Origin of the sequence: Propioniciclava sinopodophylli, from assembly GCF_004324755.1 — a bacterium.
GTDB lineage: Bacteria > Actinomycetota > Actinomycetes > Propionibacteriales > Propionibacteriaceae > Propioniciclava > Propioniciclava sinopodophylli.
In genome coordinates, this window is record NZ_SDMQ01000012.1 from 1 (window position 1) to 21,383 (window position 21,383).

The following is a 21,383-nucleotide window of genomic DNA, read 5'->3' on the forward strand; positions in this document are numbered from 1 at the left end:
TCGCTGGAGCGATGGGATCGCCGCCTCGAAGTGCACACCCTGGGGTGCTGGCGGGGTGGTGGGGGTGGGGATCAGTCGAGCAGGTCCGCGTAGAGGACCGAGGACAGGTAGCGCTCGCCGAAGCTCGGGATGACCACCACGATCGTCTTGCCCGCGTTCTCCTCGCGGCCGGCGAGCTCACCCGCAGCGGCCAGGGCGGCGCCGGAGGAGATGCCCACCAGCAGGCCCTCCTCGCGGGCGGCGCGACGGGCCCACTCGACGGCGGTCTCGGAGTCCTGCGGCAGGACCTCGTCGATCACCGAGCGGTCGAGGATCTCGGGGATGAAGTTGGCCCCGATGCCCTGGATCTTGTGCGGCCCGGGAGCGCCGCCCGACAGCAGCGGCGACTCCTTGGGCTCGACGGCCACGATGCGCACCGCAGGCTTGCGCTCCTTGAGCACCTGTCCGACGCCGGTGATGGTGCCGCCGGTACCCACGCCCGCGACGACGATGTCGATCTCGCCGTCGGTGTCGGCCCAGATCTCCTCGGCGGTGGTCTTCTTGTGCACCGCGACGTTGGCCGGGTTCGCGAACTGGCGGGCCAGCACCGCACCCTCGGTGGAGGCGGCGATCTCCTCGGCCTTGGCGACGGCGCCCTTCATGCCCTCGGGGCCGGGGGTCAGGACGAGCTCGGCTCCGAAAGCGCGCAGCAGGGCGCGGCGCTCCTTGGACATCGTCTCGGGCATCGCGAGGATCACCTTGTAGCCGCGGGCTGCGCCGACGAAGGCGAGCGCGATACCGGTGTTGCCCGACGTTCCCTCGACGATCGTGCCGCCGGGCTTGAGCTCGCCGGAGGCCTCGGCGGCGTCCACGATCGCGACGCCGATGCGGTCCTTGACCGAGTTGGCGGGGTTGTAGAACTCGAGCTTGGCGTACACGTCCGCTTGGGAGTCGCCGAAGAGGCGGTTGATGCGCACCAGCGGCGTCCGGCCGATGAGGGCGGTGGCGTCGGAGAAGTAGTTCGTCATGGGAGGGTTCCTTTTCTGGGTTGTGCGAGTGGTGCTGCTTCGGGAGGGACGTCGGCCGGCGTGCGTGGCGTGCACCCGGCGGACGCCCCCTCCCAGGCCTTGCGGGGTGTGGGGGTGGGTGTCGGCGCCGTGATTCAGGCCTTCTGGACGGTGATGGCCCAGAAGGCGCCCACCTGCTCGAAGTTTGTCACGGGGTAGCCAGCGGCGGCTGCCCAGTGCGGGATCGAGTCGGTGGCCTGGGTGCAGTCGAAGTCGATGACGAGATCATGATGTTCTCCTGGTAGTCGGAATGACGAGGCAATGGGCGTCCCCAATATGCGAAATGGCGCGCAGGAATATCCGCGAATGCGCTCGTGCGAAAATAGGACGCGATCAGCGGGTGCGGGGATGCGAGGGGTGGACGCGGGGCGTCCGGTGGGCGACGGCCAATCAGGGCCGGCTCACGCGGCGAGCGTCAGGCGCGACAACAACACGGACAGGCAGCAACACACGCACCGAGCGCGAGGCGCTCGGTGTGGGGCTGGCGGGAGTCCGCGAGTCGAATCATGAGAAGGTAGTTCCTTGCCTGGTGGGCACGACGGCCCGGTTCAGATGCTTGAACAATAAGGGAACAATTCCCGGGCACACAAATGCCATCTCATATTTCGACATCGTGCGCGGGCCGGGGGCTCGGTCGCTGCGGGACGCTGCGCGGCACGGCAGTAGGCTGGGTGCGCCCACCCGAGACCGACCGGCGAGGAGACGACATGGTGCACGGACGCCGCGTGGCCGTAGCAGGACTGGCCCTGACCGCCGTCCTCGGCACCACCGCGTGCTCCACGGAGACCGTCCGCACCGGGGAGCGACCCAACGCGCCGACGTCCACCCCCTCGACCCGGACGGTGGACGCTGACCCGCCCGCCGTCCGCCTCACCGAGCTGCCGGGCCACAGCGCACCGCGTCCCGGGTCCGAGGAGCAGACCTTCACCCGCAACCTGACCGACGAGTCCGGCCAGTTCACCTGGTCGGTGGTGGACGCCGAGGGCAATCCCACGGCGTACCGCGGCGGCGACGCGGTCGTGTTCGGCGACCCGGAGACGTACAACAAGATCCCCGGCGTCCTGACGTTCCGCGGCAACAACGCGCGGACGGGCGGCGCGTGGGGCACCGCGCAGATCTCCGAGCGCAAGCTCGACGTCGCGTGGACGAAGGAGATCGGCGAGATCCGCGGCGAGGGCTCCTACTGGCCGGGCGCCGGCTGGACGGGCCAGCCCCTGCTCGTGCAGTGGCCGCGCGAGACCAAGGTCGCGATGGGGCTGGACGCCAAGTACGTCGACGACGACACGTTCGTGGAGGTGATCTACCCCGTCTTCGAGGGCAAAATCCACCGGCTGGACCTGCGCACGGGCGAGCCGACCAAGCCGCCCATCGAGGTGGGCTGGGGCTTCAAGGGCACGGCGTCCGTCGACCCGCGCGGCTACCCGCTGCTGTACGCCGGGCAGGGGCTCAACGACACCAACGGCACGATCGGCCCGTGGCGGCACCGGGTGTTCGACCTGATCCAGAACAAGGAGGTGTGGCACATCTCCGGGCTGGACGCCGCCGCGCCGCGCGTCGACTGGGGTGCGTTCGACTCCTCGGCGCTGGTGGACGCCGAGTCCGACACGCTGATGGTGCCGGCCGAGAACGGGCTCATCTACAAGGTGAAGCTCAACAGCGCCTACGACGCCGCGGCGAAGACCGTCAGCATCGAGCCCGAGGTGACCCGCCTGCGCTACACCACCCCGGCCAGCGCGAAGTACGGCATCGAGAACTCGGCGGTGGCCTACCGCAACCTCATGTTCGCCGCCGACAACGACGGCAACCTCTTCTCCTGGGACGCCACCACGCTCGAGATGCTGTGGATGCGCCAGGTGTACGACGACACGGACGCCTCGCTCGTGCTGGATGCCGCCGACGACGGCGTGTTCCTCTACACGGGCAACCAGGTCGACCACCGCGGCGCCACCGGCGGGGAACGGATCACGAACATCCGCAAGATCGACGCGCTGACCGGCAAGCAGGTGTGGCAGTACGACATCCCCGCCTACTACGACGCGGCCGTCAACGGCGGCGTCCTCGGCACGCCGATCGTGGGGCGCGGGCCGACCGCCGACATGGTGATCTTCAACGTGTCCCGGACGACAGCACCGCGCGAGGGAGACCTCGTGGCCCTGGACAAGAAGACCGGCGCCGTCATCTGGCGACGGCACCTGTCCAACTACTCGTGGAGCTCCCCCACCCTGCTGACCGGCTCCGAAGGCACGCAGTACGTCGTGCTGCCCGACAGCGACGGCGTTGTGCACCTGATCGACCCGCAGACCGGCGAGGACCTCTCGACCCTCTCCCTGGGCGGCAAGAACATCGAGGCCACCGTCTCCGCGTTCGGCGACATGCTGGTCGTGGCGACCTACGACCGGAAGATCCAAGGCATCCGCATCTCCTGACCTGACACGACGCAAGGCCCCGCCCGGATCGCTCCGGGCGGGGCCTTGGTCGTGGATCAGCTACTCACGGGTTGACGGAGACGAGCGTGCTGCCCGCCACCTCGGCGCCCTCGAGGAAGTTGACCTGACCCAGGTAGCGCTGGGTGGCGTCCAGTCCGGACCAGGTGGCCGTCACGGTCACGGGCGTGCCCTGGGTGACCTCCACCGGCGACGGGGCGACCGTCAGGTTGCCGGCGTCGGCGTCGCCGAGGTTCCACACGTGGACGGGCGCCGTGACCGTCGCCTCTGCGGAGTAGAGGTCGACCGCGGCCACGTAGGTGCCGGGCGTCAGGTTCAGCGTGACCGACTCGGTGGAGTCCGCGTTGCCGCTGCTGCCGACGTTCGTGATCGTGCCGGTCGGGTTGTACCGGTACACGTTCAGGTCGATGTCGGCAGCCGCGACCTCGTCGCTCCACGTGGCCACGCGGGTGACCTTGGTGCCGGCGGGGACGGTGAAGAAGAAGGAGCCGTCCAGCGCCGTCCCCTCGGCCTTCGTCACGGCCAGGTCTCGCACCGTCGAGGGCAGCAGGCCGTCGACGTCGGTGCCGAGGGTGCCGGTGAAGCCCGGCGTCACCTGGAGGTCGACCGAACCGGCCACGCCGGTGCCCGGCACCTCACCCGGGGCCGCGAGGGCGACCGGGCGGACCGAGATCGGGCTGCGGACGGACTCGCTCTTGCCGGCGCCGGTGACCCAGGTCAGGGCACCGTGGGTGTACTCGCCCAGCGGCGCGTCGGTGCGGGTGATCGTGACCTTGAAGGTCGCGGTCTCCCCGCGCTTGACCTTCAGCGTGGACGGCGACACCGTGACGGTGGTGCCGGCCGGGGCCTCGATCTGGGCGTGGTAGTTCTGGTTCTTGTCCGACACGTTGGTGACCGTGCGGGTCACCGTCTGGGAACCGGCGAGCTTGCCGATCGCGATGCTCGGGTAGTTGAGGTCGCTCGGGTCGATCTTCGGGGCCTCCGCGCAGTACGCGGCGCCGCCGACGAGTTGGAGATGGTTGATCGCGCAGGCGTAGTTGTACCAGTCCTGCCAGTCGGAGTCGTAGACCAGGCCCGGGTTGTAGGACTTGGCCGGCACGACCTCGCCCGCACCGAAGTTCAGCGGGGTGGCGTCGCCGCCGGCCCACTGGATCGGCTCACCGGCGTCGGTGGTCTGACGCGCGGTGGTCATCATGGCCGACTTGATGGCCATCGGGCTCCAGGTCGGGTACTTCTGCTTGAGCAGAGCGCCGAGGCCCGCGATGTGCGGGGCCGACATCGAGGTGCCCGAGATCTGGTTGAAGGTGGCCTCGCCCGTGTTCGGGTCCTCGTGGTAGGCGGCGACGATGTCGACGCCCGGGGCGGTGATGTCGGGCTTGAGCAGGTCGCCCTCGCCGGCCAGGGCCGGGCCGTAGGACGAGAAGCCGGCCATGCTCGGGGCGTCCACCTTGCTCGGGACGTGCGCGTGGATCTCGGCGGTCGGGGCGTCCGTGGAATCCTCGTAGGCCTTGATCGCGGTGCCGATGGTGCCGCTCACGTGGATGCTCGGGATCGAGTGGAAGTCGGCCACCAGCGACTCGGCGTCGGTGTTGTTGGCCAGGATCATGCCCACGCCACCGGCGTCACGCACGACGTCGGCCTTCTCCACGCGGGCGTTGCTGCCGCGGGTGCAGATGACGATGGCACCGTCGGCCTCCTCCGCGCTGATGGAGCCGGGGAGACACAGCTTGGCGTCGGCGGTGGTGCGGCCGGCGGCCGGGATCTCCTCGGAGTCGACGAGCGGGGCGGGGCCCACGCCGCCACCCACGCCGATGCCGTCGTAGGTGGTGCCGTTGCCGAGGGTGACCCTCTTCTCGGCGCCGCGGCTGTGGGTGCTCGCGGCCACGGTGGTGGTCCACGGCGAGTTGTGCGCCACCGAGGACTCGCCCACGGTGTCGCCGCTGTTGCCGGCCGAGGTCGAGACGAAGACGCCCGCGTCGGCGGCGGCCAGGAAGGCGAGTTCGTCGGCGGTCACCACGTAGGTGGAGGAACCGGAGACCGAGTAGTTGATGACGTCGACGCCGTCGGCGACCGCGTCGTCGATGGCGGCGACGAGGCCGGACGAGGTGCCGGAGCCGTTGCCGTCGGCGGTCTGCCACAGCGCCTTGTAGACGGCGACCTGGGCGGCCGGGGCCATGCCCGAGCCGGTGCCCATGTCGATGCCCATGATCGACATCGGGACGCCGTGGTTGCCCGCCGCGGTGCCGGCGGTGTGCGAGCCGTGGCCGTTGCGGTCACGGGGGCTGTCGTAGTCGTGCGCGACCGTGTTGCCGAAGGCGGTGCCGTAGTAGCGCGCACCCACGATCTTGTTGGTGCATTCGAAGGCGGCGTCGCTCCCGGTGTCACACACGAAGCCGGCCGGGGCCGCGGGGCCGCCGGCGAGCGGGGCGAAGCTCGGGTTCTCGGGGTCGATGCCGGTGTCGATGACGCCGACGACCATGCCCTTACCGGCCTCGGCGATGCCGTCGGTGGCCTTCTTGCCCTTGCCGGAGCCGAACTGGGTCTGCCAGACGCCGCCGGGGCCGCTCATGCCGAGGTACTCGGGGGTGCCGACCGTGTCGGCGTGGCGGATCTCGTCCTCCCACACGTTGGCGATCGCCTTGTTCGACTTCAGCGCGTCGGCCTCGGCCTGGGTCAGCTGCGCGGTGAAGCCGTTGAACGCGACCGTGTACTCCTGCTTCTTGGCCGACTCCTTCACGCCCGAGGCGCGCAGGGCCTTGCGCTGCTCGTTGCGCAGGTGGGCCTCGTACTTCTTGGAGTTCGGGGAGTTGGCCTTGACCTTCTGGCCGGGGGCCGGCTTCGTCGCCGGGATGCCTGCGGTGCCGCCGTCGTACGAGGCGACGGGGGCCTCGACGAGCTGGACGATGTAGGTCTTCTTGGTCGTGTCGAGCTTGAGCTGAGGCTCAGCGGCGAACGCTGAGTGGCTGAGCGGAGTGAGGACCGTGAACGCGGCGGCGAGCGCTGCGACCCGGGCCCCTCGTGAGGATGGAGTTCCCATGCGGATTCCCTTCGAGGTGACGAACAAGTGGCATGCCCCGCGATGCCCACCGTCGGGCGCCTCTCGGAACGGAACGTGATCCTGCCTTGTCACAGACACATTCGGGTACCTTCGTATTCACTTCGTAACATCATTAACTCTTCGACTCCGGCCAGCCGTGCGCCCCCCGGGACGCCCCCTACGATGGCGTCCATGACCCCCTCGCCCGAGCCGAGCGCTCTGCACGCGGTGCTGGCGCCACTGGGGGATTCACTGGCCGAACTGGCCGACGCGACGTGCTCCCAGATCTACCGCGAACTGGACTCCTACGCGTCCATCTCACACGAGGCCCTGACCGCCGCCGTGCGCCGCAACCTGGACACCGCCATGGACGCGCTGCGCTCCGGCACCGTCCCGGAACCGGCCGCCCTCGACGGCGCGGCCCTGACCGCGCGGGAGCGTTTCGAGTCGGGCGTCCCGGTCGAGGAGATCGTGCGCGGCTTCCGCATCTCGATCGCGCTGATCCACGAGCGGTTCGTCGACCTGGCGGTCACCCGGCGGCTGCCCGCGGAGGCGACGGTGGGCGGCGTCCGGTTGATGTGGGGCGTCGCCGACGCGTTCACCACGCGCATCATCACCGAGTACCACGCCCTCGAGGTCGACGCCGCGCTGCGCGACGTGCACCGGCGGGGCGCCCTCGTCCGCGCGCTGCTCGCCGGCGAGCGGCCCGACGAGGCGCGCACCGCGCTCAACCCGACGGCCGCCTACGCGGCGATCCGGTGCGACATCGCGGACGCCGCCGGTGCGGAGGGGCTGCGGCGCCGGCTGGAGGAGTCCGGTTCGACGCCCTCAGCGCGCGCGATGGTCGTGGTCGACGGCGGGCAATGCCGCGGACTGGTGTCCGCCGTCCCTGCCGTCGCGGACGTTCCGGTCGGCATGGGTCCGTTCGGCCGCCTCGACGACCTCCCCCGCTCCGACCGGGTGGCGCAGCAGGCGTTGGCGCTGGCCCGGCGCCTCGGTCGCTCCGGCGCCCAGGGCGTGGACGACCTCGGCTGGCGCCTGGCCGCCGCCTCCCGTCCGGACGTCTGGCAGCACTACGCCGACCGGTTCCTCTCCCCGCTGGACGGCGACCCGGCCTACGCCGCCGAGATCCTGGCCACGCTGCAGGCGTGGTTCGCGGCGGGCCGCAACATCCCGCGAGCGGCGCAGGCCCTGCACGTGCACGTCAACACCGTCCGGCACCGGCTGGGCCGGTTCGCCGAGCTGACCGGCGCCGAGCTCGACGACCCCGACGACCTCGTGGGCGTCCTGTGGGTGGCGGAGCTGGGCGCACCCGAGCCCGAGGCGTCCGGATTGTAGAACTGGACAAAACAGCGGCCGTGAGGCTGGACGGCCGACCGTGGCGAAGCAGCGCCGCCGAACCCTACGGTTGGACGCATGAGCAAAGTCATCGAGGACATCGCTCCCGTGCTCACAGAGAAGCTCCGCGACGGCATGACGCTGGCCGTCGGCGGCTTCGGGCTGTGCGGGATCCCCACCGACCTGATCAAGGTCGTGCGCGACTCCGGGGTCAAGGCCCTCACGATCGTCTCCAACAACCTGGGCGTGGACGGCAAGGGACTGGGCCTGCTGCTGGAGAACAACCAGATCGCCAAGGTGCTCGCTAGCTACGTCGGCGAGAACAACCTGTTCATGCAGCAGTTCATCAGCGGCGAGCTGGACGTCGAGTTCGTGCCGCAGGGCACGCTCGCCGAGCGGATGCGCGCCGGAGGGTCGGGCATCCCGGCGTTCTACACCGCGACCGGTGTGGGCACCGAGGTCGCGCAGGGCAAGCCCACCGCCGACTTCGATGGCCGCACCTACGTGCTCGAGCGCGGCATCGTCGCCGACATCGCGCTCGTGCACGCGCACACCGCCGACACCACCGGCAACCTCGTCTACCGCCGCACGGCACGCAACTTCAACCCGGTCGTCGCGATGTGCGGCGAGGTCACGTTCGTGCAGGCCGAGACCATCGTCGAGCCGGGCGCGATCGACCCGGACGCCGTGCACACCCCGGGCGTGTACGTGACCCACGTGACCCGTGCGATCTCCCCCACCGACATCGAGCAGCGGACGGTGCGCCCGCGCCCTGGCTCCGCCGACCAGACGGAGGCCTGACATGGGCTGGACACGTGACGAGATGGCTGCCATCGCGGCCTCGGAGCTCGCCGACGGCGACTATGTGAATCTGGGCATCGGCATGCCGACCCTGGTCGCGAACAACCTGCCCGCAGGCGTCACCGTGCACCTGCAGAGCGAGAACGGCATCCTGGGCATGGGGCCGTTCCCGTACGAGGGCGACGAGGACCCCGACCTGATCAACGCCGGCAAGCAGACGGTGACCTTGTTGCCGGGCGCCGCGATCTTCGACTCGGCGACGTCGTTCGGGATGATCCGCGGCGGCAAGATGGCCGCCGCGATCCTGGGCGCGATGCAGGTGGCCGGCAACGGCGACCTGGCGAACTGGCAGATCCCCGGCAAGCTCGTGAAGGGCATGGGCGGCGCGATGGACCTGGTCGCCGGCACCCCCTGCGTCATCGTGATGACCGAGCACGTCGACAAGTACGGCAAGCCGAAGATCGTCGAGCGGTGCACCCTGCCGCTGACCGGCGTCGGCGTGGTCGACCGCATCATCACCGACCTGGCCGTGTTCGACGTCGTCGACGGCGCGCTGGTGCTGCGGCAGCTGGCACCGGGCGTGAGCGAGGATGAGGTTCGGGACACGACCGAACCGGCGTTCACCGTCGACCTGCAGGAGTCAGCATGAGCACCTATCCGAACTACCACGACGGACGCCGCGCGCTCGTCACGGGCGCGGCGTCCGGCATCGGCCGCGAGGCCGCGATCAAGTTCGCCCAGGCCGGCGCGCACGTGCTCGCCGTGGACATCAACGCCGACGGCCTGGCCGCTCTGGCCGCCGAGGTGGACGGCATCGAGCCGGTCCCGTGCGACCTGTCCGACTACGACGCCATCGCCGAACTGCCGACCGACGTCGACATCCTGGTCAACGTGGCGGGCATCCAGACGGTGTCGCCGATATAGGAGTTCCCGGTCGAGAAGTTCGAGTTCATCATGCGGGTCATGCTGCACGCGCCGTGGTACCTGATCCGGCAGTCGGTGCCCCACATGTACGCCAACGGCTGGGGGCGCATCGTCAATTTGTCGTCGGCCCACGGCCTGCGCGCCTCGGAGTACAAGTCCGCCTACGTCACCGCCAAGCACGGCCTCGAGGGGCTCTCGAAGGTGGTCGCGCTGGAGGGGGCTCCGCACGGCGTCACGTCGGTGACCGTCAACCCCGCCTACGTCCGGACGCCGCTGGTCGAGAAGCAGATCGCCGACCAGGCCCGCACGCACGGCATCTCCGAGGACGAGGTCATCGAGAAGATCATGCTCACCCGCTCGCACGTGAAGCGGCTCATCGAGCCCGAGGAGGTGGCCGAACTGGTGCTGTTCCTGACCGGCCCGGCCTCGGCGTCCATGAGCGGCACGTCGTACCCGATCGATGGGGCCTGGACGGCCTACTGACCGCCGAGGGCTTGAGTTTTCAGCGCCCAGGGCTTGAGTTTCACGAGGAGAAGACATGAAGAAGACCGACGACCCGATCGTGGTGGTGGGCTACGCCCGCACGCCGGTGGGCAGCTTCGGCAAGGCGCTGGCGTCGGTGCCCGCGCACGTGCTGGGCGCAACCGCGGCCAGGGCCGCGCTCGAGCGCGCCGGCCTCACCCCGTCCGACGCTCAGGAGTGGATCATCGGCTGTGTCGGCTCGACCGGCACGGACGCCTACATCAGCCGCCGCGTCTCGATCGAGGCCGGCGCCCCCGAGGAGTCGACGGCGATGACCGTCAACCGCCTCTGCGGCTCGGCGATGCAGGCGATCGGCCTGGCCGCCCAGGAGCTGATGGTCGGCGAAGCCGACATCGTCGTGGCCGGCGGCACCGAGAACATGTCGGCGCAGCCGTTCATGGACTTCTCGGCCCGCTCGGGCGTGACGCTGGGCAACCGCACCGTCGTGGACGGCACCAACGTGCTCATCACCGACCCCTTCTCGGGCGAGGCCATGGGCATCACCGCCGAGAACGTGGCCGAGCGGTTCGACGTGTCCCGCGAGGCGCAGGACGAGTTCGCGCTCGAGTCGCAGCGCCGCGCGCAGGAGGCGCTGGCGTCCGGGGCGGTGGCCGCCGAGATCACCCCCGTCACGATCTCGTCGCGCCGCGGCGATGTGGTCGTGGACGCCGACGAGCACCCCCGCGCAGGCCTGACCCTGGAGAAGCTGGCCGGGATGCGGCCGGTCTTCAAGAAGGACGGCACGGTGACAGCGGGCAACGCGTCCGGCATCAACGACGGCGCGGCCATGCTAGTGCTGACGCGGCTGTCGGTGGCCAAGGAGCGCGGGCTGACCCCGCTCACCGAGCTCGTCGACTTCACCAAGGTCGGCATCGAGCCCGGGATCATGGGCTACGCCCCGAAGCCGGCCATCGAGAAGATCCTGGAGCGCAACGGCCTGTCCAAGGACGACATCGGCTGGTACGAGATCAACGAGGCCTTCGCGGCGCAGGCCCTCCCGGTGGCCCGCGACCTCGACCTCGACCCCGCCAAGGTCAACCCGCTTGGCGGCGCGATCGCGTGGGGCCATCCGATCGGCGCGACCGGCGCGATCATCTCGATGCGCACGATCGAGAACATCCGGAAGAACGACCTCGAGTGGGGGCTGGCGTCCATGTGCATCGGCGGCGGCCAGGCCGTGGCGTCGCTGTGGCGACGCCTCTGAGGAACCCAAGCCCTCGGCGCTGGTAACCCAAGCCCTCGGCGCTGAAAACTCAAGCCCTCGGCGCCCAGGCCAGGGGAAACACTGTTACAGAAGATGAGGGAAATTCTCATGAAGCGTTGCTCGTAGTCGGCGAAGAAGGCGGGCACGGTGACGTTCGCGGCGGCGGCGCTGCCGTGGTCGGGTGCGGGGACCCCGGGGAGGTCGGCGACGCCGTGTACGTCGGCCATGGTGAGGCTGTCCCAGCGGTGGCGCCACGCGCCGCCGGGGCCGTCGTTGGCGTCGAGCACCACGAAGTCGATCACCAGCCGCTGCAGGTGGTGGGCCGCCGACAGGCCGGCCTGCCCGGCCCCGATCACCACCGCCTCCACCTCACGCATGCCCGGTCAACGGCGGCCAGGCCGGGGGTGTTCCCGGGTTGCCACCGTGTGCCATCGTGGGGCCATGACCCCACCCGACGAGGCGTACGCCGCCCTGCTGCGCGGGATCGCCCCGAGCGGGAAGAACATGTCCAACGCGCACCTGCGCGGGGTGTTCGAGGGGCTCGGATTCGAGCGGGTCTCTTCCGTGCTGGCGAGCGGGAACATCCTGTTCCGGGCGCCGGCGCAGGACGTGCCGGGGCTCGAGGCGTCCATCGAGGAGGCGCTCCGCAGCCGGCTGGGGATCGGCGGCGGGACGATCATCCGCACCCTCGGCGAAATGCAGGGGCTGCTCGACCGGGACCCCTTCGCCGGGCTCACCCACGGGCCGGGGACCTACCTGACGGCGACGTTCCTGAAGGCACCGCTCGACGTGGAGCCGCCCACCGACCCCCACCCGCTGACGCGGATCATCGGCTACGACGCCGCGGCCCGCGCGGTGCTGGCGGTGACGGACAACAGCGTGCCCGGCACGACCGGCAACTGGATGGCGTGGCTCGAGAAGACCCACGGTCGGGACATCACCACCCGCACGTGGCTGACCGTGCAGCGGATCGTGGCCAAGCTGGCCTAGCGTTCGCGCACCCAGCGCGGGTCGCTCGGCGAGAACCGCCACCGGACGCCCTCGCCGTGCGGGTGCGCCACGTCGGTGAGCCAGTACGTGCTGCCGGGACCCCACCCCGCGATGACGCTGGCGGTGTCGTCGTCGACCGGGATCGCCATGGTCGCGGCCCTCAGGTAGCCGCCGATGCCGAGGCGCACCCCGTCGAACCGGTCCGCGACCGCGCTCCAGTCGGGGATGACCCAGCGTCCGTCCCGGCCGGTCACCCGGTACCAGTCGTGGCGCTTCTCGGCCGTCACCTCGAGGGGGAACCGCCGACACAGCTCCGCCCAGTCCTCAGGGCCGGCCACCTCGAACACCCGGGCTGCGGGGTCGATGGCCACGCGTTGGGCCTCGACGACCCGCGCCCCGCTGAAGTCCTCAACCAGCCACAACCCGACCGGGCCGGCGTCGCCGAACGTGCCGGTCGTCACGACCAGCCCGTGGGGCGGGGTCGACCACCACTCCCCCGACCACGAGGCGGTCGGATCGGCGGGACGCTCGCGCGCGGCCTGCTCGTCGCCGGCGCGCACCGCGGCGCGCCACCGGGACAGGTCGGGGCGCGGCAGCACCCGTCCGTCCCAGACCAGGTGCCACTGGTCGGACGCGTCGAGCGGGGCGTCCCAGGCCTGGACGTGGGGCGACGCCACGAGGTGGTCGGCGACCCGGGCCAATGCGTCCCGCACCTCGGGGAGGGCGCAGAGCAGGTCGTCGCCGTCGGGGCCCTGCCAGTACATGGCGGCGTCGACGGACGTGTTGAGCGCGTCCCGGGCGGCGTCGGCGGTCACCTCGGCCAGGTCGACGGCGCCGAGCGCCGCGACGACGTCGGCGACCGTGTACTCGGGGGTCGGGCCGCCCCAGCCGAAGCGCGTGATGGCCTGGCCGTCGGCCTCGGCGAGGCGGAAGGACACGTCGAACACGGACTGGACGAGCGCGCTCGCCTCGCCCTCACGCAGCCGGGCGTGCTCGGACGCCACGGCGAACGCCAGCAGCACACGGCGTCCGCGCGGGCCGGCCAGCAGGTCGGGGGTGGTCAGCATTGGGCCATCATCCCAGCGGTGCTGCCGGGCCGCGGCTCAGCGGGGGTAGAGCACCACCTGGGCGGCCTTGACCACCAGCCACACCGACCGGCCGGGCACGATCCCCTCGTCGACGGACGCCGCGAGCGTCAGGTCGGCCGCCACCGGGCTGCCGTCGGCCAGGTGGGCGGTCAGGCGGACCAGGGAACCCCGGGGCTCGATGCCGGCCACGGTGGCCCGCAGGTGGTTGCGCGGGCTGCCCGACGGCTCGGTCGTGTGCACGGCGACGGCCGCGGGCACGAAGGAGGCGATGGCGGCGGACCCTCGACGAGGCCGTCCTGGGCGACCCCGACCACGCGCTCTTTGCCGGGCAACAGGATCGCGTCGGCGCCGGAGGCCACCCCGGCCAGCAGGTTCACCCCGACCAGGTCGGCGACGAACGGCGACCGCGGCCGGGCGAGCAGGTCGGCGACGGGCCCGGTGTCGGCCACGCGCCCGCCCTGGACGACGGCGAGCTCGTCGGCCAGGGCCAGGGCGTCGACGGCGTCGTGGGTGACCAGCAGGGCCGTGCGCCCCTCGTCGCGGATCCGCTGCCGGAGCAGCGACCGGATCGCCGGCGCCACCGACACGTCGAGTGCCGCGAGGGGTTCGTCGAGCAGGACCAGGCGCGGGTCGGGGGCCAGGGCCCGGGCGATCGCGATGCGCTGGGCCTGGCCGCCCGAGACCTCCCAGGCGCGGGCCGGGGCGAGGCGGCCGCAGCCGACGGCGTCCAGTTCGGCCTGGGCGCGCTCGTGCGCCTCACCGGCCCTGACGCCGCGGGCCCGCGGCCCGAAGGCCGCGTTCTCGAGCACGCTCAGGTGCTCGAAGAGCAGGGGGCGCTGCTCGAGCACCGCGATGCGGCGCCGGTGGACGGGCACGTGCGTCCCGGGGCCCGAGACGATCGTGCCGTCGATCGTGACGGTGCCCGCGTCGGGGCGGAGCTGCCCGCCGACGAGCTGGAGGATGGACGACTTGCCCGCACCGTTGGGCCCGACGAGGGCGACGACCGTGCCGGGCGCGACGGCCAGGTCGGCGTCGAGTCCGCGCGCCGCGACCCGCGCGCGGACCTCGACGGCGCTCACGACGCCCTCCGGCGGACGGTGCGGCGGGAGAACCAGCCGGTGACGGCGACGGTCAGCGCGGCGACGACGATGAGCACCAGCGCGAGGGCCGGGGCGGCGTCGGCCTCACCCGAGGACACCTTGCCCCGCACGTCGGTGACCTTCTGCTCCTCCGACACGGGCTTCAGGGTGAACCCCGGCGGCCTCGGCGATCTCCAGGGCGGTGGCGCCACACGGCACGGCGGGGGCCAGACGACCAGCCTGGTGCCGTCCAGGGAGGCGTCGACGCCGGTGACCTGGGCGGGGTTGCCCTTCGGCACGATGAGCACGCCGGAGTTGGTGGCGAAGATCGTCGGATCGGGTGCCCCATGCCGGCCTCGGTGGCCTTGGCCATGTTCGCCTCGTCTGCGGTCGCCAGCACGTCGGCCGGTGCTCCGCCCTTGATCTGGTCGACCAGGGTCGGCGAGCCATCGAAGTTGAGGGTGACGTCGAGGTTCGGGTCGAGCTCGGCGATCTCGGTGAAAGCGGCGGTGAGCGACGCGGCGGCGAACACGGTCACGGGTCGGGGCCCGGTCGGGGCGGACGCCGCGGGCCCGGTGGAGCAGCCGACCGATGTCAGTGCCAAGGCGACCACCGCGACAGCGCCGCAGCGGGCAGGTGCACCTCGAAAGTGAATCTGCACCTGCTCCAGCGGGTGCAGATTCACTTTCGAGGTGCATCTGCTTGGAGAGTGCATGTCAGGACCGTCCTCGGGGGGTCTCGACGTGCACGTTCGTCGCCTTGACCACGGCCGAGGCCACCGACCCCACCTCGAGGCCGAGCTCACGCACGGCCTCGGTCGAGATCAGCGAGACCACCCGGAACGGCCCGCACTGCAGCGTCACCTGCGACATCACGGCGTCGGAAACCACGCCGGTCACCAGCCCCGTGAAGTGGTTGCGCGCCGAGCGGTGGCCGGAGTCGGGGTCGGCGGCCGCGTCGGCGGCGAGCTCGTCGGCCAGGTCGGCGCCGGGCACGACCTTGCGCCCCGAGCCATCCAGCGTGGACGCCAAGCGCCCACCGTCCACCCACCGACGCACCGTGTCGTCGCTGACCCCCAGCAGGGAGGCAGCTCAGAGATCCGCAGATGCGACATGAGAGTGAGGGTATCACCGCAAGTGCGGGATCATTTCCGGGTGGCGTGACCCCAAGGATCCTTGGGGTCACGCCACCCGGAAATGCAGTCGGCCCGCGCCGGTCAGGAACGCCAGGTCCGCCACAGGCGGGCGTACTCGCCGTCAGCGTCGATGAGCTCGTCGTGCGAACCCAGCTCGGCGATGCGCCCGTCGATGACGACCGCGATCCGGTCGGCGTCGTGGGCGGTGTGCAGGCGGTGCGCGATCGCGATCACGGCGCGCCCGTCGAGCAGTGCGTGCATCGAGCCCTCCAGGTGGCGGGCCGAGGTCGGGTCGATCAGCGACGTCGCCTCGTCCAGCACCAGGGTGTGCGGGTCGGCCACCACCAGGCGGGCGAGCGCCACCTGCTGCGCCTGGGCGGGCGTGAGCTGCAGGTGCCCATGGCCCAGCTGCGTGTCGAGCCCGTCGCGGAGCTTGCCGACCCAGCCCCAGGCGTCCACCACGCGCAGGGCTTGCTCGACCTCGGCGTCGCTCGCCGTGGTCTCGCGGGCCAAGACGACGTTGTCGCGCAGCGACCCGACGAACACGTGGTGCTCCTGGGTGACCAGGGCGACCTCGGTGCGCAGCCGGTCCAGCGGCAGGTCCATGACGTCGACGCCGCCGACCTCGACCGATCCCGTGCGGGGGCGGTTGATGCCGGCCACGAGGCGTCCGAGGGTCGACTTGCCCGAGCCTGACGGGCCGACGACGGCCACCCGTTCGCCCGGCGCCAGCTCCAGCGTCACGCCGTGCAGGACGTCGTGGCCCTCGCGGTAGGCGAACCGCAGGTCGCGCCCCTCGAGGTCGGTGCCGGCCGGCACCACGTCCTGGGGCGTCCGGTCGTCCTCGACCTCGGCGACGCCGATGAGGCGGGTCGTCGAGACCAGGCCGATCTGGAGGTGGTCGAGCACCATGATCACGCGGTCCAGCGGACCCTGCAGCTGCTGCACGTACAGGGCGGCGGTCGTGATCTGGCCGATGGTGACCAGGTCGGCGTTGAAGCCCCACGTGCCGACGAGCACGATGCCGACGAGCGGCAGCTGGAACGAGGCGTCCACCATCGAGAAGAGCACGTTGCGCAGGGCGAGGGTGTAGCGCTCGGCCTGCCCGGAGAGCTCGGTGTCCTCGTCCAGCTGGTCGCGTCGGTGTGAGCACAGGCCGAGGGCCTCGACCGTCCGTGCGCCCTCGATCGACTCGGTCAGCGTCGCGCTGATCACCGAGTACGAACGCGACTCGGTGATGTAGCCCGCGGGCGCCCGGCGCAGGTAGTGCCGGCCCCCGAACCACATCATGAGCGCGGTCACGACCAGGGGCAGGGCCAGCAGCCACGAGTTGGCCAGCATCGCGGCCAGGGTAGCGACGATGGTCACCATCGAGATGATGAAGTGCGGCAGCGCCCAGCGGACGGCGGCGGCCATCTTGGACACGTCGGAGGTGATGCGCGTCAGCAGGTCGCCGGAGCTCGACGACTCCACCTGCCCCAGCGGCAGGCGCAGCACGATCCGGACGACCTCCTCGCGTGCCGCGGCCAGCGTGTCGTAGCCGAGCACGGCCGAGGCGCGGCGGGCGAGAAGCACCAGGACGGCCTGCACGACGATCGCCACGATGATGACCGTCACGGTCGCGTCCAGGGTGCCCGCGCCGATGGTTCCGCCGGCCACACCGTCGACCAGATCGCCCAACAGGAAGGGCGCGACCAGCGCCGCCCCGCTCGCGAGCAGGTTGATGACGACGGCCCACGCGAGCACCGCCCGGCGCTCGCGCAGCAGCCCGCCGACAAAGCCCACGGCCGTCCGGCCGGACGACACCGGGAACCCGCGCTCGGGGTTGCGTGCCTCGGCCATGGTCCGCGAGGCCATCTCCTCACGGACCCGGTTCAGGGCGGCGTAGTCGCGCAGGCGTGTGACCCAGCCGCGGCCGCGAGGCGGCCGGCGCAGACCCTCGGGCATGCGCGGGGGCGGGGGCCCCTCACGCCAGGTCTGCGCCGAGGTCGCCAACGCCTCGGTCGCCACCTCACTCATCGTCGTCCTCCATGCCGCGCGCGATGACGCGGCGGTAGTCGGGGTGTGCCTGCAGCTCGACGTGGGTGCCGCGGGCGACCTCGCGGCCCTCCACCAGCAACGCCACCACGTCGGCCCGGTGCAGCAGCAGCGGGGACGCCGTCGTCACCACGGTCGTACGCCCACGGCGGTGCTCCACGAGGCGCTCGGCGATCCGGGACTCGGTGTGGGCGTCCACTGCCGAGGTGGGCTCCACGAGCACGAGCACCTCGGGGTTGCGCACCAGGGCGCGCGCCAGCACGATGCGCTGGCGCTGCCCTCCGGACAACCCGCGCCCCTTCTCGTCGATCCGGCCCTGCCAACCACCGGGCAGCCCGTCGTACACGTCCTCGGCCGACGCGGTGCGCAGCGCACGCTCGGCTTCCTCGCGGGTGTGGGCGCCCCACGGGTCGACCGCGTCCTGGAGGGTACCCGCGAACAGGGACGCCCCCGTGTCCGACACCACGACCCGCTCCCGCAGGCTCGCGAGGTCGTACTCCGCGTAGTCGATGCCGTCGGCGGTCACGCCCCACAACTGGGCCGCGCGCTCGGCGTCCGCCCGCGCCCGCTCGGCGCGAACCCTGGCCCGCTCCTTGCGGGCCAACCGCAGCTTGCGCCCCTTCAGGTCGTCGAGCTCCGGCTCCTCACCGGTGAGTGGGGGCAGGTAGCGCCCGAGCCGGTCAGCCAAGGCGGCGGACGCCTCGGGGTCGGCCGAGACGACGGCCAGGAACTGGCCCGGGTGCACCTCGACCCCGGAGGACTCGTCGCGCAGCACGGGACGCTCGGCGACCTGCCGGCCCCGGTGCGCCCACGGCACGTCGGCAGCGAACAGGGCGATCGTCTTGCGCGCCGCCACGAGGCCCTGCACCCACCGCTGCGCCGAGTCGAAGAACGTCCGCATCGGGGTGACCAAGAACACCGCGTAGCCGAAGAAGCTGATCAGTTCGCCGACCGTGAGCTCGCCCGCCAGCATGTGCTGCGCACCGAGGTACACCAGCACGACGAGCAGGATGCCCGACAGGAGCACGCTGATCGCCTCGACGACCCCCTGCCACGTGCCGAGAGTGATGCCCAGGCGGCGCACCTTCCGCGACTGGCGCTCGTAGTTGCGGGCGAAAGTCTGCTCGCCCCCGATCCCGCGCAGGATGCGCAGGCCCGCGACGATGTCGGTGGCAAGCGAGGTCAGGTGCGAGCTCTCGGTGCGCTCGGCGGTCTGCGCCGCCGTCAACGGGCGCATGACCGGCAGGGACGCCGCGAGCAGCAGCGGCGTCGCGACCAGCACCACCAGCCCCAGCGTTGGCGACGTGCTGAACATCAGCACGCAGACGAACAGGAAGCTCAGCGCCGACGCCATGACGTGGCCGAAGGCCTCGATCGTCGCCCCGAACTGGTCGGAGTCGGAGTTGGAGATGCTGAGCGCCTCGCCGGTCGGCACGCGGCGTCCGAGGAGGTGGCCCAGGTCGGCCGCCTTGCGGCCGACGCGCCGCTGCGTGCCGTGGATGGCGATCACCCACATGCGTACGGCCAACGTGTGGAAGAGGATGCCCCCCGCCACACCGAACGCGATGACGCCCAGCAGCAGCGCGACCCAGCCGAGCGTGGCCGCCAGGTCGCGGCTCAGGATTCCCGCGTCGATGGCGCGGCCCAGGAGCCACGGCGTCAGCGAGCCGGGGACGAGCCAGGACAGGGCGGCCAGGGTCATGGTCGGCACGACCCAGCCCATCGACCGCATCAACCAGAACAGGAACCGGCTCGGGGACCGGACGTCGGGGGCACCGGGCTCGCCGGCGCGGAAGCCGCCCACCCGGGGCGGGAAGTCGTGGCGACCCTCCCAGCGCAGGCTGGGGTCGCGATCGTGCGGGCGTGGAGTCGACGCGTCGACAGGGCGAAACATGGGTTACCTCAAGCGTTCTGGGGGGGCGTGGTGCCGGGCGGGCGATGGGCCCGCGGGTGCCGGGGCGGCGTGGGGTCAGGCGGCGGTGGCTGCGACAGGCGTGCCTGCGGCAGTGCGCGGCCGACCGATGCCATACGTGACCATGCTGATCATGTCGGCCCCCTTCCGATCGACTCCAGAACCGGCGCCCACGTTACGCCCGGGCGCCCCGCAGGGTCAATCGGATCCGGCAACCCCCCGCACCCTCAGCGGCGGCGTCCGGTGCCGAAGATCGAGCGGGTGATCTCGCGGGCGGCCGAGCGGGCCATCTGGCGCACCATCGTGTTCTCCGTGAGCTTCTCGAAGAACGACTTGTCCCGGCGCGTGGTCCGGCGCGGGGCTGTCCCGCGCTCGAGCCGCGCCTGCTCCTTCTGGTACGCCGCCTGCTGCTTGGCCTGCTCCTGCGCCGCGGCCTCTGCGGCCGCCGCCTCCGCGCCGGCCTGCAGCTTGGCGTTGAGCACCTCGTAGGCCGACTCGCGGTCCACCGCGGTGCCGTACTTGCCCTGCATGACCGACCGCGCCACGCCGTCCGCCATGGCCGTGGAATCGAGTGGGTCCATGGACGCCTGGGGCGCGCGCATCCGGGTCCAGGCGACCGGGGTCGGGGCGCCCTTGGGGTTGAGCACCGTGACGATGGCCTCGCCGATGCCGAGCTGCTGGAGCCGCTCCGCCAGGTCGTAGTCGGTCTTCGGGTAAGTGTTCACGGTCGCCTTCAGCGCCTTGGCGTCGTTGGGCGTGTGGGCGCGCAACTGGTGCTGGACGCGGGAGCCGAGCTGGGCGAGCACGTCCTCGGGGACGTCCTTGGGCGTCTGGGTGACGAAGAACACGCCCACGCCCTTCGAGCGGATCAGGCGGACCGTCTGCTCGATGGCGTCGGTGAAGGCCTTGGACGCCCCGTCGAACAGCAGGTGCGCCTCGTCGAAGAAGAACACCAGCTTCGGCTTGTCCAGGTCGCCGGCCTCGGGGAGGTCCTGGTACAGGTCGGCGAGCAGCCACATCAGGAAGGTCGAGAACAGGGCAGGACGGTCCTGCAGGTTGGGCAGCTCGAGCAGGGAGATGACGCCCTGGCCGTCCGTCGTCACGTGCAGCAGGTCGTTGGTGTCGAACTCGGGCTCGCCGAAGAACGTGTCGCCGCCCTGCGCCGCGAGCGCGGTCACCTGGCGCTGGATGACGCCGACCGTGGCCTTCGACAGGCCGCCGATGTCGGCGAGCTCGGTCTTGCCCTCGGCGGAGGTGAGAAACTTCAGCAGTTCCATCAGGTCCTTGAGGTCGAGCAGCAGCAGGTTGTTCGTGTCGGCGTAGTGGAACACCAGCGCCAGCGAGCTCTCCTGGGTCTGGTTCAGGCCCAGCACCTTGCTCAGCAGCAGCGGGCCGAACTGCGACACCGTCGCCCGCAGCGGGACGCCCGTGCCCTGGCCGCCCAGCGCGTAGAACTCGACGGGGCACCCGGCCGGGGTGAACTCCTGGCCGATCGCGGCGGTGCGCTCGAGCAGCTTGTCGTTGGTCCCGCCGGGGATCGCCAGGCCGGACAGGTCGCCCTTGATGTCGGCGGCGAAAACAGGGACGCCCGCGCGGCTGACCTGCTCGGCCATCAGCTGCAGGGTCTTGGTCTTGCCGGTGCCGGTGGCGCCTGCGACCAGCCCGTGCCGGTTCAGCATGGAAAGCGAGATGCGGATCCTCGCGTCGGGAACGGGGGTGCCCTCGTCCACGAGGACACCCAGCTCGATCGAATCCTCCTCGAAGGAGTACCCGGCCCTGATGGCGTCGATGGCGTCGGTCATGGTTCAGAGGCTAGCGCCTAGACT

At 71.4% G+C, this 21,383-nt stretch carries 15 protein-coding genes and 4 pseudogenes; 7 read left to right on the plus strand and 12 right to left on the minus strand.

What is annotated here, in order from left to right; all coding sequences use genetic code 11:
• Nucleotides 1-71: 71 nt before the first annotated feature.
• Nucleotides 72-1,007, minus strand: coding sequence for a cysteine synthase A (gene cysK, locus ET989_RS11450; protein ID WP_131169081.1), 936 nt, complete (start codon nucleotides 1,005-1,007; stop codon nucleotides 72-74).
• A 746-nt stretch (nucleotides 1,008-1,753) separates the two neighbouring features.
• On the opposite strand from cysK, the gene ET989_RS11460 reads away from it, so the two are divergent.
• Entirely contained in the window at nucleotides 1,754-3,472 is a 1,719-nt protein-coding gene (locus ET989_RS11460) for an outer membrane protein assembly factor BamB family protein (protein WP_165490149.1), read from the plus strand.
• A gap of 64 nt (nucleotides 3,473-3,536) precedes the next feature.
• On the opposite strand, the gene ET989_RS11465 is transcribed toward ET989_RS11460, so the two are convergent.
• Nucleotides 3,537-6,527 carry a S8 family serine peptidase gene (locus ET989_RS11465; RefSeq protein WP_131169085.1) on the minus strand — a complete coding sequence of 997 codons (2,991 nt, stop codon included), beginning with the start codon at nucleotides 6,525-6,527 and terminating at the stop codon, nucleotides 3,537-3,539.
• A gap of 192 nt (nucleotides 6,528-6,719) precedes the next feature.
• Here ET989_RS11465 and ET989_RS11470 point away from each other — a divergent pair, with 192 nt between their 5' ends.
• The 5 genes and pseudogenes from ET989_RS11470 to ET989_RS11490 all read left to right on the plus strand — a co-directional run bounded on the left by ET989_RS11470 (nucleotide 6,720) and on the right by ET989_RS11490 (nucleotide 11,316).
• Nucleotides 6,720-7,865: a PucR family transcriptional regulator gene (locus ET989_RS11470; protein WP_131169087.1), complete on the plus strand. Its 1,146-nt coding sequence runs from the start codon at nucleotides 6,720-6,722 to the stop codon at nucleotides 7,863-7,865.
• Between the two features lie 78 nt (nucleotides 7,866-7,943).
• Nucleotides 7,944-8,666, plus strand: a complete 723-nt coding sequence (locus ET989_RS11475) for a CoA transferase subunit A (RefSeq protein WP_131169089.1) — start codon at nucleotides 7,944-7,946, stop codon at nucleotides 8,664-8,666.
• Between the two features lies 1 nt (nucleotide 8,667).
• The gene (locus ET989_RS11480; protein WP_131169091.1) at nucleotides 8,668-9,315 is read left to right on the plus strand and encodes a CoA transferase subunit B; all 648 of its coding nucleotides are present in this window, start codon (nucleotides 8,668-8,670) and stop codon (nucleotides 9,313-9,315) included.
• Nucleotides 9,312-10,073: pseudogene (locus ET989_RS15635) on the plus strand (3-hydroxybutyrate dehydrogenase). The gene ET989_RS11480 and the pseudogene ET989_RS15635 overlap by 4 nt, the downstream one beginning before the upstream one ends.
• Before the next feature lie 55 nt (nucleotides 10,074-10,128).
• A complete protein-coding gene (locus tag ET989_RS11490) occupies nucleotides 10,129-11,316 on the plus strand; it encodes a thiolase family protein (protein WP_131169093.1) in 1,188 nt (395 codons plus the stop codon).
• Nucleotides 11,317-11,573: 257 nt separating this feature from the next.
• Here ET989_RS11490 and ET989_RS15900 read toward each other — a convergent pair.
• Nucleotides 11,574-11,693, minus strand: a pseudogene (locus tag ET989_RS15900) (NAD(P)-binding protein); the annotation flags it as partial.
• Nucleotides 11,694-11,757: 64 nt separating this feature from the next.
• On the opposite strand from ET989_RS15900, the gene ET989_RS11500 reads away from it, so the two are divergent.
• Nucleotides 11,758-12,306, plus strand: coding sequence for a DUF1697 domain-containing protein (locus ET989_RS11500; RefSeq protein WP_131169095.1), 549 nt, complete (start codon nucleotides 11,758-11,760; stop codon nucleotides 12,304-12,306).
• On the opposite strand, the gene ET989_RS11505 is transcribed toward ET989_RS11500, so the two are convergent.
• The 9 genes and pseudogenes from ET989_RS11505 to ET989_RS11535 form a co-directional block, all read right to left on the minus strand.
• Nucleotides 12,303-13,373, minus strand: a complete 1,071-nt coding sequence (locus ET989_RS11505) for a hypothetical protein (protein WP_131169097.1) — start codon at nucleotides 13,371-13,373, stop codon at nucleotides 12,303-12,305. The genes ET989_RS11500 and ET989_RS11505 overlap by 4 nt on opposite strands.
• A 36-nt stretch (nucleotides 13,374-13,409) precedes the next feature.
• Nucleotides 13,410-13,583, minus strand: a complete 174-nt coding sequence (locus ET989_RS15295) for a TOBE domain-containing protein (RefSeq protein ID WP_241656326.1) — start codon at nucleotides 13,581-13,583, stop codon at nucleotides 13,410-13,412.
• Complete coding sequence (locus ET989_RS11510) at nucleotides 13,544-14,473, minus strand: ABC transporter ATP-binding protein (RefSeq protein WP_206662330.1); 930 nt, start codon at nucleotides 14,471-14,473, stop codon at nucleotides 13,544-13,546. Before ET989_RS11510 ends, ET989_RS15295 begins: the two co-directional genes overlap by 40 nt.
• Nucleotides 14,470-14,781, minus strand: a complete 312-nt coding sequence (locus tag ET989_RS15640) for a type 2 periplasmic-binding domain-containing protein (protein ID WP_241656327.1) — start codon at nucleotides 14,779-14,781, stop codon at nucleotides 14,470-14,472. The genes ET989_RS11510 and ET989_RS15640 overlap by 4 nt, the downstream gene beginning before the upstream one ends.
• Before the next feature lie 26 nt (nucleotides 14,782-14,807).
• Nucleotides 14,808-15,188: pseudogene (locus ET989_RS16015) on the minus strand (extracellular solute-binding protein); the annotation flags it as partial.
• Between the two features lies 1 nt (nucleotide 15,189).
• Nucleotides 15,190-15,587, minus strand: a pseudogene (locus tag ET989_RS11520) (TOBE domain-containing protein).
• Nucleotides 15,588-15,689: 102 nt separating this feature from the next.
• Nucleotides 15,690-17,627, minus strand: a complete 1,938-nt coding sequence (locus ET989_RS11525; protein ID WP_131169103.1) for an ABC transporter ATP-binding protein — start codon at nucleotides 17,625-17,627, stop codon at nucleotides 15,690-15,692.
• Nucleotides 17,620-19,539 carry an ABC transporter ATP-binding protein gene (locus ET989_RS11530; protein ID WP_131169104.1) on the minus strand — a complete coding sequence of 640 codons (1,920 nt, stop codon included), beginning with the start codon at nucleotides 19,537-19,539 and terminating at the stop codon, nucleotides 17,620-17,622. Before ET989_RS11530 ends, ET989_RS11525 begins: the two co-directional genes overlap by 8 nt.
• A 245-nt stretch (nucleotides 19,540-19,784) precedes the next feature.
• The gene (locus tag ET989_RS11535; RefSeq protein ID WP_131169107.1) at nucleotides 19,785-21,359 is read right to left on the minus strand and encodes a helicase HerA-like domain-containing protein; all 1,575 of its coding nucleotides are present in this window, start codon (nucleotides 21,357-21,359) and stop codon (nucleotides 19,785-19,787) included.
• Between the last annotated feature and the right edge of the window lie 24 nt (nucleotides 21,360-21,383).

What these genes read in the sequence shown, in the direction of transcription:
- ET989_RS11475 (WP_131169089.1), top strand. Translation starts at nt 7,944, where the DNA reads ATGAGCAAAGTCATCGAGGACATCGCTCCCGTGCTCACAGAGAAGCTC.
- ET989_RS11470 (WP_131169087.1), top strand. Translation starts at nt 6,720, where the DNA reads ATGACCCCCTCGCCCGAGCCGAGCGCTCTGCACGCGGTGCTGGCGCCA.
- ET989_RS11500 (WP_131169095.1), top strand. Translation starts at nt 11,758, where the DNA reads ATGACCCCACCCGACGAGGCGTACGCCGCCCTGCTGCGCGGGATCGCC.
- ET989_RS11530 (WP_131169104.1), bottom strand. Translation starts at nt 19,539, where the DNA reads ATGTTTCGCCCTGTCGACGCGTCGACTCCACGCCCGCACGATCGCGAC.
- ET989_RS11480 (WP_131169091.1), top strand. Translation starts at nt 8,668, where the DNA reads ATGGGCTGGACACGTGACGAGATGGCTGCCATCGCGGCCTCGGAGCTC.
- ET989_RS11460 (WP_165490149.1), top strand. Translation starts at nt 1,754, where the DNA reads ATGGTGCACGGACGCCGCGTGGCCGTAGCAGGACTGGCCCTGACCGCC.
- ET989_RS11535 (WP_131169107.1), bottom strand. Translation starts at nt 21,359, where the DNA reads ATGACCGACGCCATCGACGCCATCAGGGCCGGGTACTCCTTCGAGGAG.
- ET989_RS11525 (WP_131169103.1), bottom strand. Translation starts at nt 17,627, where the DNA reads ATGAGTGAGGTGGCGACCGAGGCGTTGGCGACCTCGGCGCAGACCTGG.
- ET989_RS11505 (WP_131169097.1), bottom strand. Translation starts at nt 13,373, where the DNA reads ATGCTGACCACCCCCGACCTGCTGGCCGGCCCGCGCGGACGCCGTGTG.
- ET989_RS11490 (WP_131169093.1), top strand. Translation starts at nt 10,129, where the DNA reads ATGAAGAAGACCGACGACCCGATCGTGGTGGTGGGCTACGCCCGCACG.
- cysK (WP_131169081.1), bottom strand. Translation starts at nt 1,007, where the DNA reads ATGACGAACTACTTCTCCGACGCCACCGCCCTCATCGGCCGGACGCCG.
- ET989_RS11465 (WP_131169085.1), bottom strand. Translation starts at nt 6,527, where the DNA reads ATGGGAACTCCATCCTCACGAGGGGCCCGGGTCGCAGCGCTCGCCGCC.